The sequence below is a fragment of the Phaeobacter sp. JH20_02 genome, assembly GCF_048056915.1.
GTDB classification, from domain to species: domain Bacteria; phylum Pseudomonadota; class Alphaproteobacteria; order Rhodobacterales; family Rhodobacteraceae; genus Phaeobacter; species Phaeobacter bryozoorum.
The window spans coordinates 67,540-85,000 of record NZ_JAYMVP010000022.1 but is presented as its reverse complement, the minus strand read 5'-3'; the positions used below and the strand labels follow the sequence as shown (position 1 = coordinate 85,000).

Below are 17,461 nucleotides of genomic sequence, written 5' to 3'. Positions count from 1 at the left end.
CTTCCGTTGGTCTCTGCTTCAGCATATCTAGCGGCAGATGGCAGGCCGGAGCAGACAATGACCGACACCGGAACACAATACCCGCTGGCGCGGTTCGAGATCACCGCAGAGGAGATTTCCCGCGTGGTCGCGGTGTTTTACATGCAGGTGCGTGCGGACGACGTGCTCGGCCCGGTGTTTGCCGCCCATGTCGAGGATTGGCCCGAGCATGAGGAGAAGATCAGCCGGTTCTGGCGCAATGCGATCCTGCGGGAGAAATGCTATAGCGGCAATCCGATGCGGGTGCATGTCAGCAGGCCGGATGTGAAGGCGGAGCATTTCCCGCTCTGGCTGGGGCTGTTTCACGAGGTGTTGCAGGCGGAGCTGCCGGAACGGACAGCGCTGCAATGGGGCGCGCTGGCGGATCGGATTGGCGAGGGGTTTCGTACCGGGATCGTCGCCATGCGCCAGCCCAAAGATGCGCCACCGAAGCTGTTCTGATCCCGGAGGACGGTGGCTCTCCCGCCTCTGCGGCGGCGCTCTGGCGGGGCCAGAGCCACCTGGCAGCCTTGGGCGTGGCTCATGCTGCGCATGAGCCTCAGGCCTGCCTATTGATCCTTGGAGAACAGGCCGGTCAGGGCGCGCTGGATGACCTTGCGGGTGCTTGGCTTCTGCGCCTTTGAGAAGGCCATCGGGCGGCAGACCTCCATCGCGGCGATGCCGACGCGGGCGGAGAGCGCGCCGTTCACCAGCCCTTCGCCAAAGCGGCGCGAGAGTTTCGACAACAACGATCCGCCCAGCACCGGCTCCAGCAGGTCATCGCCAACGGCCACGGCGCCGGTGGCGACCAGATGGGACAGCACAGCGCGGGTGAGCCGCCAGGAGCCGAGAAAACCGGACCGGCCGCCGTAAATATCGGCAATGCGGCGGATCATCCGCAATGAGGTCACAAGCGCGGTCATCACATCGGCCAGCGCCAGCGGCACCAGTGCGGTGACCGTAGCGACCTGACGTGCGCCACCTTCGACTACGCGCAGGGCGCGGGCATCCAGCGGCGCCAGCAGCTCCGCCTCGGCCAGTTGCAGCAGCGCGTCGGCATCCATGATATCGACCTTGCGCTCGCTAAGCCGGGCCAGCCCCCAGGCGAGATCCTTGCGGCCGCGATAAAACCGTTCCAGTCCGGAGACATAGCTGCGCGCGGCCTTGAGATCGGCGGTGGCATCGGCGGTCCGGGCATCCGCCGCCAGCAGGGGCTGCGCAGCGCGCAGGCTTTCGACCCGGCGCAGGCGCGACAGCGCGGCCAGTTCGCGCAGACCCATCAGTAGCGCCAGCAGCAGGGCGATGGCAAAGCCTGCGCTGATGGCCCATCCCAGAAGCGGCAGGCGGTCGATCAGCCCGGTGGTGAAATCCCAGGCCGCGACGGAGATGACGGCACCGATGAGGGCCGTCAGACAGGCCCAGAACCAGCGCGCCAGCCGGGAGGGGCGACGGCTGGCCAGCTCCGCCGCCTGTGCCAGCGCGGGCTGTGGCAGGTTGCTGCTGGCGCCATCCAGATCGGGCACCGGTGGTGCGGCGGCCACATCCGGTGCGGCATCTGCCGTGGCGCTGTCGGAGAGGTCAAAAAGAACGGCGTCCTTGCGGGTCATGCTCTGTCCTTTGATGTGGCGGACGGTGATGTGGCGGACGGCCGGGCCTGCGCTGCCGGTCGGGGACCAGCGGCGGGCTGCGGCGTCGGCCAGAGATACTGGATATCCGGCAGGCGCTCATCATTGGTGGCCCCATCGCTGCGCGACTGCTCCCCGAAGCCTTCGCGCCGGTAGAACCGCTGCGCCCCCTCATTGGCCTGATGGGTCCAGAGCTGAAGCGGCGACTGCACCGATTTGGCATAGTCCAGCAGCAGGCGTCCCAGCCCCTGCCCGCGTGCACGCTGCCGGATGTAGAGCGCACAGATCGTGGCGCCGTCCCGCGCCAGAAAGCCTTCGATCCGGCCGCCGATCTGCACCACGGTGACCCAGCCGCGATCAATCATGATCCCGCAGAAGCCAATCGCCTCGGCACCGGTATGGCGTTTGGGCATCCATGGCGTGTCGACTTCGAACCCGTGCAGGATTTCGGCAATCTTGCCTGCGTCGGTGCTGCGGGCCGGGCGCAGCGCGGGCGGTGGATCAGACTGTGCGACACAGGTCAAAGGCGGTCTCCGATCAGGAATTCTGCCGCCCGGTCGAGGCGGATGTGAGGTGGGCCGTCGCCCGGACGCAGGGTGAGCGGAGCCGGGGCGAAGGCCATGGCCTGATAATCGCCGTCGAGCCAGGTCTCGGCGCCCTGCCGGGCCGGGGTCAGCAGATGCGAGGGATCCTGCGGCAATGCGCCGGGATAAAAGGCCGCAGGCTTGCCGCTGTCCAGAAGCGTGCCACGCACGCAGGGCAGCTCGATCCCGTTGTGATGGCGCAGCTCCTCCGTCGTGGCGCGCAGGGCGGCAAGCGACAGCGCCGCCGTCTCGGCCCCGGCGAAGCGGGCCCGGTCGCGGGCATCGCGGGTCAGCGCCTCGATGATGGCGGTCAGCTGCGGATGCTGCTGGTGATGCAGGTGATCGGCCTTGGTCGCCGCGAACAGGATCTTTTCCACCCGCTTGCCGCGCAGGATCTGGCGCAGAAACCCGTTGCGACCGGGACGGAAGGCGGCAAGGATATCAGTCATCGCGTGGCGCAGATCCTCGACCGCGCGGGGGCCGGAATGGATCGCGCTGAGGGCATCGACCAGCACAACCTGCCGGTCGATGCGGGCGAAATGATCGCGGAAGAAGGGTTTCACGACCTTTGACTTATAGGCCTCAAACCGGCGTTCCATCTCGCGGTGAAGCGACCGGCGCGGGGCGCTATCGCAAAGCGGGACCGGCGCGAAGGTCAGCACCGGCGACCCGGCCAGATCCCCTGGCAACAGGAAGCGCCCCGGTGTGCAGTCATAGTAGCCGGCGGCACGGGCCGCCTGCAGATAGGCGGCAAAGGCCGCGGCCAGATCCTGCGCCAGCGGTTCGTCATGGGGAGCTGTGGCGTCAACCTTCTGCGCCAGATCCAGAAACGCCGCCGCCTGCGACCGACTGCGGATGCGGGTCAGCACCTCATCGCACCACTGGGCGTATGTCTTGTCCAGCAGCGCCAGATCCAGGAGCCATTCACCGGGATAATCGACAATGTCCAGATGCAGGGTGCGTGGTCCCTGAAAGCCCGACAGCAGACCGTTTGGCTGCACCTTCAGACTGAGGCGCAGTTCAGAGACGGCCCGCGTGCTGTCGGGCCAGAAGGGGCGCGGCCCGGTCAGGGCGCCAAGGTGGTTTTCGTAGTCAAATCGGGGCACGGTGTCATCGGGCTGGGGTTGCAGAAACGCCGTCTCGACCCGCCCTTCGCGCACCGCCGAGAGCTGCACCATCCGCCCCCGGTTCATCAGGTTGGCCACCAGTGAGGTGATGAACACGGTCTTGCCGGCGCGGGCAAGACCCGTGACGCCAAGGCGGATCGACGGTTCAAACAGGCTCTCCGAAAGGGCGGCGCCCGCCCCTTCGACGCTGCGCAAGACCCCGTCTGCCAGTGATGATAATCCCAAAGGTTTGCCCCGTCTTGCCGACCCTTTGCGGGGTCAGATCCTTGTTCGATTTGATCAAGATAAGGGCTGACCGGGTATGATACCACCCCGGCAGGCCGCCATCCGGGACTTGTGCCGCCGCGATTGCCGCGTTACTTGCCCGCTCATGCCGCGTTTTGCTTTGAAAGTCGAATATCACGGCGCACCCTTTGCCGGGTGGCAGCGCCAGAAGGATCAACCCTCGGTTCAGGGGGCGATCGAGGATGCGCTTGCGCGGCTCGAACCCGGCCCCCATACCATTGCCGCAGCAGGCCGCACCGATACCGGGGTGCATGGTCTGGGTCAGGTGGCCCATTGCGACATGGAAAAGGACTGGGATCCCTTCCGCCTGTCCGAGGCGCTGAATTACCATCTGAAGCCTGCGCCAGTGGCGATTGTGAATTGCGCCCGTGTGGACGACGATTGGCACGCGCGGTTCTCGGCCATTGAGCGGCAGTATCTGTTCCGCATCCTGATCCGCCGCGCGCCTGCCACCCATGACGCCGGACAGGTCTGGCAGCTGAGCCATGATCTGGATGCAGACGCCATGCAGGAGGCCGCGCACCATCTGATCGGCCAGCATGATTTCACCACGTTTCGCTCCTCGATCTGCCAGGCGGCCAGCCCGCTCAAGACGCTGGACGAGCTGCGCGTCGAGCGGGTTCAGGGCTTTTCGGGGCCGGAGATCCATTTCCATGTGCGGGCGCGGTCGTTCCTGCACAATCAGGTGCGCAGTTTTGTCGGCACGCTGGAGCGGGTCGGCGCCGGAGCCTGGTCGCCTGAGGATGTGAAATCTGCGCTTGAGGCGACGGACAGGGCCGCCTGTGGACCGGTCTGCCCGGGGCATGGGCTCTATCTTGCGCGGGTCGGATATCCTGACGACCCCTTCTCCGCAACCTGACAAACTGCTGTAAAAGTATCAGAAATCACCTTTCACGGCAGCGGCGGTCCGCTGTTGCGGAGGGCGGCGTATTTTTTCAGTTTTTTTGGCGCCCTACGGGAACCAACCGTTCGGTTACGCGTTTCGTCACAGATCATATGCTTAATCGGTGGGTGATGACGTGGAAAAAGAGATGGAACTTCTTGGTACTTTGCTGCGGCATTCCACGTTGCCGCTGTCGCTGATCAATCCCGAAGCCGAGGAGCTGGAGCTGGTTTTTGTCAACCGGGCCTTTGAACAGGCAACGGGTTACCGGGCGCAGGATGTGATCGACCGGCCGTGTCCGCTGTTCCAGGGCCCTGCGGTTCAGGAAAGTTCGGTGAGCCTGCTGAAACACGCCCGCGATATGTGCAGACGCGGGTCGCAAACGCTGTGGAACTACAATGCCGAGGGCGAGCCCTTTGAATGTCTGACCTATATCGACCCGATCACCGTTTCACCGGGCAATGTGGTCCTGCTGGGCTGTCACTTTCCGCTGTCGCCGCAGCTGTCATCATCACCGCCGCCGACGGCCAACCGCGAGGATGCTGGCGCGCCGCAAGCTGAGGCAGAGAGAGCCGCCGATGGTGGATCGAACCGGGCCGAGGAAGTGATTGGCCTTCAGGATCAGAAAGATGAGCTGCTGGACTATGCCCGCAAGGCGCTGATGCGCTGTCTGGAGATGCGCCGCAACACGCTCTACAGCCGGATTGATCTCTACTTCAATCGCCGTCGCGGCAATCTTCTGGGAGCGGAGCCGCAGGATGTCGATGCCGCCGCCATGGCCCGCGATCCGTTGCTGGGACCACGGGCGAGCCAGGCCTGACGACCCGGCCCGCATTCAGTGATCAGGCCGTCGGCTGACGGCCAGAGCGACGTTTTCAGCCGCGACCGCGATAGGGCGGCACGCCCTGATCCGGGATCCAGACGCCCTCCGGCAGCGGTCCGGTCTGCCAGAAGACATCAATCGGAATGCCGCCACGCGGGTACCAATAGCCGCCGATCCGCAGCCACTGCGGCTCAAGGTAATCGGCCAGCCGACGCGCAATGGACACGGTGCAATCTTCGTGGAAGGCGCCGTGGTTGCGGAAGGAGCCCAGAAACAGCTTGAGCGATTTGCTCTCGACCAGCCATTTGCCCGGCACGTAGTCGATGACCAGATGGGCAAAATCGGGCTGGCCGGTCATCGGGCAGAGTGATGTGAACTCCGGCGCGGTGAAGCGCACGTTGTAGGCGACGTCGGCCTGCGGGTTCTGCACCCGCTCCAGCTCTGCTTCGTCGGGGTTGCTGGGCATTACGGTCGCGCCGCCCAGCTGTTTCAGATCCTTGTAGATATCGTCACTCATCTTCTTTTCTCCTCAGGTCTCTCGGCCTAGACACCGCGTTTGTTGCCCCAGACCAGCACATGAAGCTGTGGCAGCACACGGGGGGTAAACCAGCGGTCTCCGGTTACCTTTTCAATCAGCCATTGCAGACGTTCTGTGGCGGCAGTCAGATCCACCGGTTTATCCGGGTCCACCTCCGGGTTGCCGGGTTGCAGGTAGAGCGGCAGGTCCGGCAGGCGTTTTGCAACGGCCCGCGCCCAGTCATAATCCCGGTCGTCGAAGATCACGATCTTCACCACGGTTTGCCCGCACCCCTTTGCAGCCTGAAGGCAGTGGTCAAATTTCTGCCAATCCACCTTATGGCCGCTGGAGGGCGGTTTCGGGCTGAGCACCAGCGTGTCCAGCTGGGCAAACCAGGGCTGGTTGATCGAGCCCTGCGTCTCGCAGGCAAAGCGATAGCCCTCGGCCTTTCCCCGTGCGATCAGCTCGGCAAAGTCCTGAATGGCCGGGTTGCCACCCGAGAGCGAGACGGTCAGCGGCTGGCCGCCGCTGAGCTGCGTGACCTCTGCCCAGACATCGCTGGTGGTCATCGGGATCCAGGTCTCGCGGTATTTGCTGTCAACCGCGTGGAGACTGTCGCACCAGCTGCATCGGTAATCGCAGCCGCCAGTGCGGACAAAGACGGTTGGCTCCCCGATCAGGGCGCCTTCTCCCTGGATCGTGGGTCCGAAGATTTCGGCAATGCGCAGGCTCATGGTCGGTACTCGGCCCATGTTTTCGGCGTCTCCGATACCCGCACCGCAGCGGTTTCGGGCCAGCGCGCGACACACCATTCGTAGAAATGACGGGCCATGTTCTCGGCGGTCGAGGGGCCGTCCATCACATCGTTCAGATGGCGATGATCAAAGCTGCCGTCGATGTAATTCTTCAGCGGTGCCAGCTCGTGATAATCGCGGACAAAACCGTCGCTGTTCAGCTTGGCGCCGGCCAGTTCGACCACGACGATGTAATTATGCCCATGCAGCCGCGCGCATTGGTGATCGGCTGGAAGATGGGTCAGCTGATGTGAAGCGGAGAAGTGGAACTCCTTGGTAATGCGGAACATCAGGCGGCCCCTTCCTTGATGGCTGTGCGCCAGAAATCGGGGTCCGCGTAGACTGTCGGATCCTCAACGCCTGCCAGATCGAAGGCCTCACGGCGTTCAACGCAGGTGCCGCAGCGCCCGCAATGATGTTCGCCACCCTTGTAGCAGGACCAGGTCTCGGCAAAGGGCGTGTTCACCGCCGCACCTGCGGTGACGATGTCGCCTTTGGAGCGATGCACGAACGGTGTCACCAGCGCCACATCTGCATAGCCGTCCAGCGCCATGCGCTGCATCGCGTCAAAAGCATCGGTGAAGGCCGGGCGGCAGTCCGGGTAAATGAAGTGATCGCCGCCATGCACCGCCGTTGCCACAGCCGTGTCGCCCTTGGCGGCGGCAATCCCGTAGGCAATGGTTAGCATGATGGCATTGCGGTTGGGCACCACCGTAACCTTCATGGTCTCTTCGGCGTAGTGGCCGTCCGGCACATCAATATCGTCCGTCAGGGCAGAGCCGCTGAGCGCGGCACCGATCGAACGCATATCAATGATCTCGTGGGGAACCCCGAGCCGCTCTGCGCAGGCGGCAGCATAGTCGAGTTCCTTGCGATGGCGCTGTCCGTAGTCGAACGAGACCAGGCGCGACAGCTGCCCTTCGGCAGCGAGTACATGGGCGAGGGATACCGAATCCAATCCGCCCGAGCAGATGACAAGTGTTTTCAAGTTTTCAGTCCTTGTTTTGATATCCGGGTAGGCTGCGACCGGAAAGGCGTGCGTATAGCGACTGCCGTTAACTACGGCAAGATATCCACAGTATTTTTCCGCGACGTCAGATCAGCCGATGATCTGACCGGTTCACGCGGTGAAATCTCATTCTTTCAACGGATTGGGCTTAACATGAGAAAGGCGCCCTCCACCGGGAGCGCGCCTGACTATTTCTGGAGGCCTATTTTTTTTCGGTCGGAGCCTCGCCGCTCAGCCCGGATTGGGGGGGGCAAGCGTTAACCCAGATTCTCCTGACTGTAGGCTTTCAGCTCGGCGCGGGCGACCTGCCTGCGGTGCACCGCATCCGGCCCATCGGCAAGGCGCAGGGTGCGCACATGGGTCCAGGCCTGCGCCAGCGGCGTGTCCTGGCTGATGCCCTGCCCTCCGTGCATCTGCACCGCCTCGTCGATCACCTTCAACGCGACACGGGGGGCAACCACCTTGATCTGGCTGATCCAGGGTGCTGCGGCGCGTGCATCGCCCTGATCCATGTACCATGCCGCCTTGAGACAGAGGAGCCGGGCCATTTCGATCTCCATCCGGCATTCGGCGATGATATCGTAGTTGGCGCCAAGCTGGGCCAGCGGCTTGCCAAAAGCCTCGCGGCGCAGCGAGCGGCGGCAGAGCTGTTCCAGCGCGCTTTCGGCCTGGCCGATGGCGCGCATACAATGGTGAATGCGCCCCGGCCCAAGACGGCCCTGCGCGATTTCAAATCCGCGCCCCTCGCCCAGCAGCATGTTTTCAGCAGGCACACGCACGTCTGAGAAGCGGATATGCATATGGCCGTGGGGGGCGTCATCGTGACCGTAGACCTCCATCGGGCGCAGCACCTCGATCCCCGGTGCATCCGCAGGCACCACGATCATCGACTGGCGCTTGTGTTTGGGCAGCTCGTCGCCGCCGGTGCGCACCATGACGATATAGACCTTGCAGCGCGGATCCCCTGCCCCTGAGGCCCACCATTTTTCGCCGTTCAGCACATAGTCATCGCCGTCGCGCAGGCACGACATGGCGATATTGGTGGCGTCCGAGCTGGCGACATCCGGCTCCGTCATCAGATAGGCCGAGCGGATCTCGCCCTGAAGGAGCGGCGCCAGCCATTGCTGTTTCATCGCCTCGGTGCCGTAGCGCTCAAACACTTCCATATTGCCGGTGTCGGGCGCGGAGCAGTTGAAGACCTCTGCCCCCAGCGGGGTTTTTCCCATTTCCTCAGCAAAGTAAGCATATTCGACGGTCGAAAGGCCAAAGCCCTTGTCACTGTCGGTGAGCCAGAAATTCCACAGGCCGTCGGCCTTGGCCTTGGCTTTCAGGCCTTCGAGGATTTCGGCCTGCCGGTCGGTGTATTGCCAGCGATCCCCCTTGCCGATCTCGGCGTGATACTCGGCCTCCATCGGTATGATCTCGTCGCGGATCATCGCCGCCACCCGATCCAGAAGCGCGCGGTTTTCGCTGCGCATACCCAAGTTCATGTCCATCCCGGCGCCTCTTTGTGTTGTTTCCCTTGGCGGCAGCATGGCGCGGGGGTTGTGCCGCTGTCCAGCCGCGTGACGGGACGTCACAGATGGATAGGCATCGCAGGACAGAAAAACGGGCCCCGAAGGGCCCGTTTCGCAAGTGGTTACTCTGCCGCCTCGGCGTAGTCTTCCATCGGTGGGCAGGTGCAGACCAGATGGCGGTCACCGTAAGCATTGTCGACGCGGTTGACCGGCGGCCAGTATTTGTCGACCCGGAACGCGCCCGGAGGGAAGCAGCCCTGTTCGCGGGAATAGGGGCGATCCCAGTCCTTAACGAGATCTTCCATCGTGTGAGGCGCGTTTTTCAATGCGTTATTCTCCGCATCCATTTCGCCTGCCTCAACTGCGCGGATTTCCTCGCGGATCGACAGCATGGCCTCGCAGAAGCGGTCCAGCTCGGCCTTGGTCTCGGACTCGGTGGGTTCCACCATCAGGGTGCCCGCGACGGGCCAGGACATGGTGGGTGCGTGGAAACCGCTGTCGATCAGTCGCTTGGCCACATCGTCCACGGTCACGTTCGCGCTGGCCTCAAACGGGCGGGTGTCCAGAATACACTCATGCGCAACGCGGCCTGTCGGCCCCTTGTAGAGTACGTCATAGGCGCCTTCGAGACGTTTGGCGATGTAGTTGGCGTTGAGGATCGCCACCTTTGTCGCCTGCGTCAGGCCCGCACCACCCATCATCAGGCAATAGGCCCAGCTGATGGTCAGGATAGAGGCCGACCCGAAAGGCGCAGCCGAGACCGGCCCTTCCTGACCGCCGGTTTCTGGGTGGCCGGGCAGATGCGGTTGCAGATGCGCCTTCACGCCAATCGGTCCCATGCCGGGGCCACCACCACCGTGGGGAATGGCAAAGGTCTTGTGCAGGTTCAGGTGGCTCACATCGCCGCCCAGATCGCCGGGACGGGACAGGCCCACCATGGCGTTCATATTGGCACCGTCGATATAAACCTGACCGCCGTGATCATGGGTAATTTTGCAGACCTCATGCACGGTTTCCTCGAACACGCCGTGGGTCGAGGGGTAGGTGATCATGCAGCCTGCAAGGTTTTCGGCGTGTTTCTCCGCCTTTTCGCGGAAATCCTCGAGGTCGATATCGCCGTTATCTGCGGATTTCACCACGACAACCTTCCACCCCACCATCTGGGCAGAGGCCGGGTTGGTGCCATGGGCCGACATCGGGATCAGACAGATGTTGCGGTGGCCCTGACCGTTGGCACGGTGATAGGCCGCAATGGACAGAAGGCCCGCGTATTCCCCCTGCGCGCCAGAGTTGGGCTGCATGGAGATCGCATCATAGCCGGTGATCTGGCACAGTTTCTCGGACAGATCGCGCACCATCTCTGCATAGCCCTGCATCTGATCGGCAGGGGCAAAGGGGTGGATATTGGCGAACTCCGGCCAGCTGAGCGGCATCATCTCGGCGGCGGCATTGAGCTTCATCGTGCAGGAGCCAAGCGGGATCATCGCCCGGTCCAGCGCCAGATCGCGATCCGCGAGGCGGCGCATGTAGCGCATCATCTCGGTTTCGGCCCGGTTCATGTGGAAGATCGGATGCGTCAGATAGTCAGACGTGCGGTGCATGTTTTCCGGCACGCGGTATTCATGGGTGAAGTCTTCGTCCTTGCGTCGGATGCCAAAGGCGCGCCAGACCGCTTCGATGGTCTCAGAACGGGTGACCTCATCCAATGTGATACCAACGCGGGTTTCGCCAACGCGGCGCAGGTTCAGCCCCTCGTCCACCGCCGATTTCAGCACCGCCGATTGCAGCGGCCCCACATCAACGGTGATCGTGTCGAAGAAGGATCGGGGATCAACGCTGAACCCTGCCCCTTCCAGTCCACGGGCCAGACGCACGGTCTTGCGATGGATGCGCTGCGCGATGGCTTTCAGCCCCTTGGGGCCGTGGAAGACCGCGTACATCGACGCCATCACCGCCAGCAGAGCCTGTGCAGTACAGACGTTGGAGGTCGCCTTTTCGCGGCGGATGTGCTGTTCACGGGTCTGTAGCGACAGGCGATAGGCGCGGTTGCCATGAGCATCAACCGAGACACCGACAATCCGGCCGGGGATCGAGCGTTTGTAAGCATCCTTGGTCGCCATATAGGCCGCATGCGGACCGCCTGCGCCCACCGGCACGCCAAAGCGCTGGGTCGAGCCGACAGCGATATCGGCACCCATGGCGCCCGGCTCTTTCAGCAGGGTCAGCGACAGCGGGTCGGCTGCAACGATGCCGATGGCCTTATGCGCGTGCAGCTGCGCGATGTGGTCGGTGAAATCGCGCACATGACCGTAGGTGCCGGGGTATTGGAAGATAGCGCCAAAGACCTTATCCGCCTCCAGCTTGTCAGGGTTGCCGACGATGACCTCGATCCCCAGCGGCTCGGCGCGGGTCTGGATCACGGCAATGTTCTGCGGGTGACAATCGCGGTCGACAAAAAACGCCTTGGCCTTCGATTTGGCGACCCGCTGCGCGACGGTCATTGCCTCAGCGCAGGCTGTGGCCTCGTCCAGAAGCGAGGCATTGGCGATTTCCAGGCCGGTCAGATCCGAGATCATGGTCTGGAAGTTCAACAGCGCCTCAAGACGGCCCTGCGAGATTTCGGGCTGATAGGGCGTGTAGGCGGTGTACCAGGCCGGATTTTCCAGAATATTGCGCTGAATGGCGGGTGGGGTCACGGTGCCGTGGTAGCCCTGCCCGATCAGCGAGGTTTTCAGAACGTTCTTGCCTGCGACCTCACGCATGTGATGCAGCAGCTCGCGTTCCGACAGAGGACGGCCATACTCCAGCGCGGCGGCCTGACGGATGGTGGCAGGCACCGTTTCGTCAATCAGCGCATCCAGGCTCTCGGCGCCAACCACGGCAAGCATGTCGTCCATCTCTTCGGGAGACGGGCCGATATGGCGGCGGTTGGCAAAGTCATACGGCAGATAGTCCGTGGGTTCAAAAGACATGTGTCGCCCTCTTCAGCAACAGGAGGTTAAGGCAGCGGAATGCTGCGGGCTGGCCCGGTGGTGCGGATTGGCACCGCGATAGGTGCGGGAACACCGATCAAAAAACCCCGCCGCGCGGAAGGGCGCAGGCGGGGTGAAAGGATCAGCCGATGAAGTCCTTGTAGCCGGCTTCATCCATGTAATCGTCCATCGGGGACAGATCGGACGGCTTGATCTTGAAGAACCAGGCGTCGCCCTGAGGGTCTTCGTTGATCTTGCCGGGGTTGTCGATCAGGGCGTCGTTCACCTCGACGATCTCGCCGTCCAGCGGCGCCAGGATATCGGAGGCTGCCTTTACGGATTCGATGACCACGATTTCATCATCCTTGGAGACTTCGGTGCCGACCTCGGGCAGTTCCACAAAGACCACATCGCCCAGCTGCTCTGCCGCGTGGGTTGTGATGCCCACCGTGATCAGATCATCGCTCTCGGCCAGCAGCCATTCGTGTTCTTCGGTGTATTTCATCAGTCTCTTCCTTTGGAGATCGCGCCGATCTCAGCGCTTATGGCAGCGCGCCCTGGTGGACGGCTGCGGTTTGGGTGTCAAAATCTGCGGCATCACGGGCATGGCACGAGCCGCCGGAGCCAAGCACCGCCCGCAGGGAACTGCCCCGGCCAGCCCGACTGGCGCCGGTATCGTTCCTATTTGCCTGGTCTCAGCAGTCATGCCGATCCATCCCATGAGTTCAGGGCCGGTCCGATCAGGAATGATGGCATGGTCCCGGCATCCAATCGTCACGCAGGCAGAACCTGCGCAATGTGATGCCCCCTCTGTCCCTTTGCCTGAGATCGTTATCCCTTCGGCGCCCTGGTGTGATCAGGGTCTCTCCAGAGTACGTCACGTTTACGGTCCCTTTGGCCTGAGAGTTTCCGGGGCGGTTGCTCCTTCGGCACCAGTGTCGGCAGGCAATTCCTGCTGCAATGGTTCTCCCGCATACGCCTGTATACGGTACCAATAACGGATGTCTCGTTCAAGCTGCAATCGCGGTATCGAACGCATTTGAACCGCCGCAATCAGGCACCACCGGCCGACCGCGCTACGGCCCTGCCGGAACCGGGCAAACATCAGTAAAGGTTAAAGTATTCAGCCTGCTCCCATTCGCTGACGGTATCGAGATAGCGGGACCATTCGACCTCTTTCAGATGGGCGAGATAGTCGACCACATCGCCTCCCAGAGCGACGCGAAACAGGTCGGATCCGCTGAAGGCCTGCAACGCCTGTCCAAGCGAGCGCGGCAGCTTTTGCGCGTCGTCGGAATAGGGCGATGCCGTGGGCGGCGGCGCGCGTCGCCCGGAGGCCAGCCCCTCGCTGCCCGCGATGATCTGCGCGGCCAGCGCGAAATAAGGATTGGCACTGCTGTCGGGCGCGCGATTCTCGATCCGGCTGGAGAGGTCGCCGGGGCGCATCAGGCCGCGCAGCATAGCGCCGCGATTGTCCTCTCCCCATTGTATCCGGTTGGGCGCCAGCTGGTATGGCAGATACCTTTTGTAGCTATTGACCGTAGGGGCAACCAGCAGCGAGGCCGCCTCGGCATGGGCGAGCAGCCCGGCGATCCAGCCACTGGCCTCTTCCGTCAGCTCGCCCTCAACCTCGGGCATGAACAGATTGCGCCCGGTGCTGGGATCTATCAGCGACTGATGGATGTGCCAGCCATTGGCCATCGCGTGATCCTGCCGCGGCTTGGCCATGAAACTGGCGTGTAACCCCTGAGCGGCACAGACTTCCTTGACCATGGTGCGGAACATCACCATCGCGTCCGCCTGCGTCATCGGATCGGCCGGATCGAAGGTGAACTCGAACTGGCTCGGACCCATCTCGATCTCGACAGTGCGCACCGGCAGGCCAAGCGCCTGCGCATTGCGTCGCAACCTGTCCAGAATCGCCTCGGCCTCGCCGTAGCGGGTTTCGGTGAGATACTGGTAGCCCTGAATGAGGTTCCGGGTTTCGATCGGAGCCCCGGGCATCCCCTGCTGCGCATGGCCCAGCGCCGGGTCCACACGTTCGAAGATCTGGAATTCAACCTCCAGCCCGACCACGGTCTTCAGCCCCTGTTCTGCCAATGTCTCCACCGCCCGTTCCAGCACATAGGCCGATCCGAATGGGACGACGTCGCCATCGTGGAACGCGACATGACAGAAGATCCAGGCCGAATGTGGGGACCATGGCAGCACGCGAAAGGTCTCCGGGCGCGGCACCAGCAGCACATCGCTGGCGCCCTGCATCGGCGTCACAACCTCCTCGGGGTTTTCGCTCCACACCGGGAAGGCGGTGCGATGGGCGGTATCCTTCAGCAACAGTGTCGACGGCACCGCGATTCCCTGCTCAAACAGCGACCTCAGACCGGCGGCGACCAGCGTCTTACCCCGCAGAATGCCGTGTTGATCGGCAAAGAGGACGCGCACGGTTTCCACGCGCGCCGCTTCGCATTGCGCCAGCACCGCCTCGCCCGCGTGACAGGCCTGCTCTGTCAGCAACCCCTTGCGCGCAAGCGCCCCCTTGATGAGTGACGTCGTCATCTTGTGATCTGACCTTCTTCTGTCCACGCCTTCGATATGTGCTCCGCCGCTCATGACGTTGCGTCGGTCTTCCCCATATCACACCCTTTGCAATGTTTTTGTTATGCAACTGGATAATTTAAGCTTGAACTAAAAAACTAGTTCAGGTCCAGTCTCTTATCAGAGGCGAGGCACATAAAGCTGCGAATTGAACGCAGGGCACAGCGCAGGGCCGAAGACTGAAACTGACAGACAACCCAGGGTGACGGAGGCAGGGGCACCGACAGAACACCGATGATGTCTCAGACCGATGCGGACACGGGCCGTACCTTGTTCGATCTGCGGTCGGTGCTACCGGGATACGATCCATTTGATCCCCTCCCCCGGTGCAAGCAGGCGCGCTGACAAGTATTTTTTGGATGAGAAGATGAGTGAACAAGACCGTAATATTTCCTCAAGCTTTGCCAAGGGGCTGGCTGTTCTGGCGGCGTTTGACGCGGCTACTCCGACGCTGACGCTGGCAGATATCGCACGGCGCACCGGTCAGGATCGTGCCACGGCGCGACGCGGGGCGCTGACGCTTGTACAGGCCGGGTATCTGCGCCAGCAGGGCCGGGTCCTGTCGCTGACGCCGCAGGTGCTGGCGCTGTCCGGCGGGTTTCTTCAGGCCAATCAGTTTGGCCGCAAGGTGCAGCCGGTGCTGAACCGTCATGCCCGCAGCCTTGGCGCTGAGATTACGCTTGCGACGCTGGATCAGGGGCGGGTGTTGCTGCTGGCGCAATCCACGGTCGAACATGCACCGGTCACCTATGGGTTTACCGCCGGCGCTCATATCCCGCTGGTCCATACCAGCCTGGGGCGGATGCTGATGGGCTGCCTGTCGGACGACGCGGCTGCCGAAACGTTGGCGACGGCGGATATCCCCCGCCACACCGAGCAATCCCTGACCGAGGTGGATCAAATCCTCGACCGGGTGCGCACCGCGCGGCAGCGGGGCTATGCGGTGACCGACAGTGAGTTCGAAACCGGGATCATCGGTTACGCCGTGCCGGTCTCGCGCCCCGATCAACGGCCTATCGTGGTTGGCAGTTCGTCCCCGCGGGGGATGAACCCGGCACAGGACACCGAAATCTCGCTGCGCGCGTTGCAGCTCTGCGCGGCGGAGCTGCGCCAGAGCCAGGCGCTGGCAGATCTGTAACGCTGCCCGCATCCGATATTCAAAATTTCGCGAAGGATGTTATCCGCAGCGCCCCTCTTGGACCCCCATCGGCAAGCCCGCATAAATACGGCACCCATCACGAAAGGATCGCCGATGACCGCGCCGCGTTATTTCACCCCCAAGGGAGGCCACCCCGGTCAGGAGCAGCTGCTGACCGACCGCGCCATGTTCACCGATGCCTATGCCGTCATCCCCAAGGGAACAATGCGCGATATCACCACCTCATATCTGCCGGGCTGGCAGGGGATGCGGATGTGGGTCATCGCCCGCCCCCTGAGTGGCTTTGCCGAGACGTTCTCGCAATATATCGTTGAGCTGCAACCGGGTGGCGGCTCCGACAGCCCCGAACATGACAGCGCCGCGCAATCCGTGCTGTTCGTGACGGAGGGCAAGCTGGATCTGACCGTCGATGGCGTCGCGCATCACCTGGAACCGGGCGGCTATGCCTATATCCCGGCCGGGGCGGCCTGGACCCTGCACAACAGCAGCGACAGCACAGCAGGGTTTCACTGGATCCGCAAACGCTGGGAACCGGCGCCCGGCGTCGAGAAACCCGCAGTTCTGGTCACCAACGAGCGCGACATTGCCCCCAGCGTCATGCCCGACACCGAGGGTCGCTGGGCCACCACCCGTTTTGTCGATCCGGCAGATCTGTCGCATGACATGCATGTCACTATCGTGACCTTTGAACCGGGCGGCGTCATCCCTTTCCCCGAGACCCATGTGATGGAACACGGGCTCTATGTTCTGGAGGGCAAGGCCGTCTACCGCCTTAACCAGGATTGGGTCGAAGTTGAGGCCGGTGATTTCATGTGGCTGCGCGCCTTCTGCCCGCAGGCCTGCTATGCCGGGGGACCGGGACGCTTCCGTTACCTGCTATACAAGGACGTCAACCGGCACATGCCACTAAGCCCGCCGCGCTAACCAAGGCGGCGCATCGCCATTGCCAGAACGCACAGCTGCGCTAAGGTAGGTGACATGTTGCAAGACAGTCTCGCGGGTCGATCTCGCCCCGCGAGGTCAGCCATGGAGCCTGCGCCAATGTCGATCATATCTATCGTGTTCACAGGTCTTGCGCTGGGGCTGATGAGCCTGCTGGCGGTGCTGAGCACCCGTGCGGGTCGTCCGGCAACCATCGCCGCCGCTGCCGCCCCGCGCAGGGCCGCTGGCCGCAAGATGACTGGCATCGCCTTTGCCGTGGTGACGGGACCGTTGCTGCTCACCCTGCCGGGTCCGGCTGATGCTGGCACCGAATCGGAGGCACAGGTGACCGTGGTCAATGTGCTGGGGCGCAGCTGGCATGTGGCCCCGGAGGTGACAGACACAGGTCGCAACACTGGCAGCGCGACGGGACGCTACATGGCGCAGCGCCAGAACGCGGAGCTACAGCCGTTTCGCCCGCCTGCGGTACTGACAGCGCGGCAGGCCGTGCGCGCCTTTCACGCTGCAACCGGGTGCCGGGCCCGGGTCGAGACGATGGTGCGCTCCATCAATGGGACGTATTTCGCACAGTTGGCCTGCCCCTAGACGCACTCCGCCGTGGTTCGCGTGGC

17 protein-coding genes and 1 riboswitch are annotated in these 17,461 nt (G+C 63.2%); of the genes, 6 read left to right on the top strand and 11 right to left on the bottom strand.

Going from position 1 to position 17,461, the window contains the following annotated elements; genetic code table 11:
• The first annotated feature begins 57 nt into the window (after nt 1–57).
• Nucleotides 58–480 carry a group III truncated hemoglobin gene (locus VWY34_RS07175; protein ID WP_416544812.1) on the top strand — a complete coding sequence of 141 codons (423 nt, stop codon included), beginning with the start codon at nt 58–60 and terminating at the stop codon, nt 478–480.
• A 107-nt stretch (nt 481–587) separates the two neighbouring features.
• Here the strand turns inward: VWY34_RS07175 and VWY34_RS07170 are convergent, their stop codons facing one another.
• From VWY34_RS07170 to VWY34_RS07160, 3 genes are read right to left on the bottom strand one after another with little or no spacing between them, the layout of a single operon-like run.
• The gene (locus VWY34_RS07170) at nt 588–1,625 is read right to left on the bottom strand and encodes a YcjF family protein (RefSeq protein WP_416544811.1); all 1,038 of its coding nucleotides are present in this window, start codon (nt 1,623–1,625) and stop codon (nt 588–590) included.
• Entirely contained in the window at nt 1,622–2,167 is a 546-nt protein-coding gene (locus VWY34_RS07165; protein WP_340544574.1) for a GNAT family N-acetyltransferase, read from the bottom strand. The genes VWY34_RS07170 and VWY34_RS07165 overlap by 4 nt, the downstream gene beginning before the upstream one ends.
• Complete coding sequence (locus VWY34_RS07160; RefSeq protein ID WP_340544573.1) at nt 2,164–3,579, bottom strand: YcjX family protein; 1,416 nt, start codon at nt 3,577–3,579, stop codon at nt 2,164–2,166. The genes VWY34_RS07165 and VWY34_RS07160 overlap by 4 nt, the downstream gene beginning before the upstream one ends.
• 145 nt (nt 3,580–3,724) lie before the next feature.
• On the opposite strand from VWY34_RS07160, the gene truA reads away from it, so the two are divergent.
• Both truA and VWY34_RS07150 read left to right on the top strand, forming a co-directional pair.
• Nucleotides 3,725–4,498 (top strand): tRNA pseudouridine(38-40) synthase TruA, encoded by a 774-nt coding sequence (truA, locus tag VWY34_RS07155; RefSeq protein WP_416544810.1) that lies wholly within the window; start codon nt 3,725–3,727, stop codon nt 4,496–4,498.
• Between the two features lie 172 nt (nt 4,499–4,670).
• Nucleotides 4,671–5,342, top strand: a complete 672-nt coding sequence (locus tag VWY34_RS07150; RefSeq protein ID WP_340544569.1) for a PAS domain-containing protein — start codon at nt 4,671–4,673, stop codon at nt 5,340–5,342.
• A gap of 55 nt (nt 5,343–5,397) precedes the next feature.
• Here the strand turns inward: VWY34_RS07150 and queF are convergent, their stop codons facing one another.
• The 8 genes from queF to VWY34_RS07110 all read right to left on the bottom strand — a co-directional run bounded on the left by queF (nt 5,398) and on the right by VWY34_RS07110 (nt 14,710).
• Nucleotides 5,398–5,862 (bottom strand): preQ(1) synthase, encoded by a 465-nt coding sequence (gene queF / locus VWY34_RS07145; protein WP_340544567.1) that lies wholly within the window; start codon nt 5,860–5,862, stop codon nt 5,398–5,400.
• Nucleotides 5,863–5,888: 26 nt separating this feature from the next.
• A complete protein-coding gene (queE, locus tag VWY34_RS07140; protein WP_340546281.1) occupies nt 5,889–6,596 on the bottom strand; it encodes a 7-carboxy-7-deazaguanine synthase QueE in 708 nt (235 codons plus the stop codon).
• On the bottom strand, nt 6,593–6,946 hold the full coding sequence (gene queD, locus VWY34_RS07135) for a 6-carboxytetrahydropterin synthase QueD (protein ID WP_260075073.1): 354 nt from the start codon (nt 6,944–6,946) through the stop codon (nt 6,593–6,595). Before queD ends, queE begins: the two co-directional genes overlap by 4 nt.
• On the bottom strand, nt 6,946–7,644 hold the full coding sequence (queC, locus tag VWY34_RS07130) for a 7-cyano-7-deazaguanine synthase QueC (protein ID WP_416544809.1): 699 nt from the start codon (nt 7,642–7,644) through the stop codon (nt 6,946–6,948). Before queC ends, queD begins: the two co-directional genes overlap by 1 nt.
• Nucleotides 7,645–7,922: 278 nt before the next feature.
• On the bottom strand, nt 7,923–9,161 hold the full coding sequence (locus VWY34_RS07125) for an acyl-CoA dehydrogenase family protein (RefSeq protein WP_416544808.1): 1,239 nt from the start codon (nt 9,159–9,161) through the stop codon (nt 7,923–7,925).
• A gap of 143 nt (nt 9,162–9,304) precedes the next feature.
• The gene (gene gcvP, locus VWY34_RS07120; protein WP_416544807.1) at nt 9,305–12,154 is read right to left on the bottom strand and encodes an aminomethyl-transferring glycine dehydrogenase; all 2,850 of its coding nucleotides are present in this window, start codon (nt 12,152–12,154) and stop codon (nt 9,305–9,307) included.
• Between the two features lie 142 nt (nt 12,155–12,296).
• Nucleotides 12,297–12,659, bottom strand: coding sequence for a glycine cleavage system protein GcvH (gcvH, locus tag VWY34_RS07115; protein WP_340544561.1), 363 nt, complete (start codon nt 12,657–12,659; stop codon nt 12,297–12,299).
• Nucleotides 12,660–12,954: 295 nt separating this feature from the next.
• Nucleotides 12,955–13,035, bottom strand: a riboswitch (glycine riboswitch).
• 223 nt (nt 13,036–13,258) lie between these two features.
• Nucleotides 13,259–14,710, bottom strand: a complete 1,452-nt coding sequence (locus VWY34_RS07110) for a glutamine synthetase family protein (protein ID WP_416540622.1) — start codon at nt 14,708–14,710, stop codon at nt 13,259–13,261.
• Nucleotides 14,711–15,116: 406 nt separating this feature from the next.
• Here VWY34_RS07110 and VWY34_RS07105 point away from each other — a divergent pair, with 406 nt between their 5' ends.
• From VWY34_RS07105 to VWY34_RS07095, 3 genes are all read left to right on the top strand, one after another.
• Entirely contained in the window at nt 15,117–15,887 is a 771-nt protein-coding gene (locus VWY34_RS07105; protein ID WP_340544559.1) for an IclR family transcriptional regulator, read from the top strand.
• Nucleotides 15,888–16,001: 114 nt separating this feature from the next.
• The gene (locus VWY34_RS07100; protein ID WP_416540623.1) at nt 16,002–16,832 is read left to right on the top strand and encodes a bifunctional allantoicase/(S)-ureidoglycine aminohydrolase; all 831 of its coding nucleotides are present in this window, start codon (nt 16,002–16,004) and stop codon (nt 16,830–16,832) included.
• Between the two features lie 117 nt (nt 16,833–16,949).
• The gene (locus VWY34_RS07095) at nt 16,950–17,435 is read left to right on the top strand and encodes a hypothetical protein (RefSeq protein WP_416544806.1); all 486 of its coding nucleotides are present in this window, start codon (nt 16,950–16,952) and stop codon (nt 17,433–17,435) included.
• Nucleotides 17,436–17,461: the final 26 nt, after the last annotated feature.

What these genes read in the sequence shown, in the direction of transcription:
- VWY34_RS07110 (WP_416540622.1), bottom strand. Translation starts at nt 14,710, where the DNA reads ATGACGACGTCACTCATCAAGGGGGCGCTTGCGCGCAAGGGGTTGCTG.
- VWY34_RS07105 (WP_340544559.1), top strand. Translation starts at nt 15,117, where the DNA reads ATGAGTGAACAAGACCGTAATATTTCCTCAAGCTTTGCCAAGGGGCTG.
- VWY34_RS07100 (WP_416540623.1), top strand. Translation starts at nt 16,002, where the DNA reads ATGACCGCGCCGCGTTATTTCACCCCCAAGGGAGGCCACCCCGGTCAG.
- queF (WP_340544567.1), bottom strand. Translation starts at nt 5,862, where the DNA reads ATGAGTGACGATATCTACAAGGATCTGAAACAGCTGGGCGGCGCGACC.
- truA (WP_416544810.1), top strand. Translation starts at nt 3,725, where the DNA reads ATGCCGCGTTTTGCTTTGAAAGTCGAATATCACGGCGCACCCTTTGCC.
- VWY34_RS07125 (WP_416544808.1), bottom strand. Translation starts at nt 9,161, where the DNA reads ATGGACATGAACTTGGGTATGCGCAGCGAAAACCGCGCGCTTCTGGAT.
- gcvP (WP_416544807.1), bottom strand. Translation starts at nt 12,154, where the DNA reads ATGTCTTTTGAACCCACGGACTATCTGCCGTATGACTTTGCCAACCGC.
- queE (WP_340546281.1), bottom strand. Translation starts at nt 6,596, where the DNA reads ATGAGCCTGCGCATTGCCGAAATCTTCGGACCCACGATCCAGGGAGAA.
- VWY34_RS07170 (WP_416544811.1), bottom strand. Translation starts at nt 1,625, where the DNA reads ATGACCCGCAAGGACGCCGTTCTTTTTGACCTCTCCGACAGCGCCACG.
- VWY34_RS07175 (WP_416544812.1), top strand. Translation starts at nt 58, where the DNA reads ATGACCGACACCGGAACACAATACCCGCTGGCGCGGTTCGAGATCACC.
- queD (WP_260075073.1), bottom strand. Translation starts at nt 6,946, where the DNA reads ATGTTCCGCATTACCAAGGAGTTCCACTTCTCCGCTTCACATCAGCTG.
- gcvH (WP_340544561.1), bottom strand. Translation starts at nt 12,659, where the DNA reads ATGAAATACACCGAAGAACACGAATGGCTGCTGGCCGAGAGCGATGAT.
- VWY34_RS07095 (WP_416544806.1), top strand. Translation starts at nt 16,950, where the DNA reads ATGTCGATCATATCTATCGTGTTCACAGGTCTTGCGCTGGGGCTGATG.
- VWY34_RS07150 (WP_340544569.1), top strand. Translation starts at nt 4,671, where the DNA reads ATGGAACTTCTTGGTACTTTGCTGCGGCATTCCACGTTGCCGCTGTCG.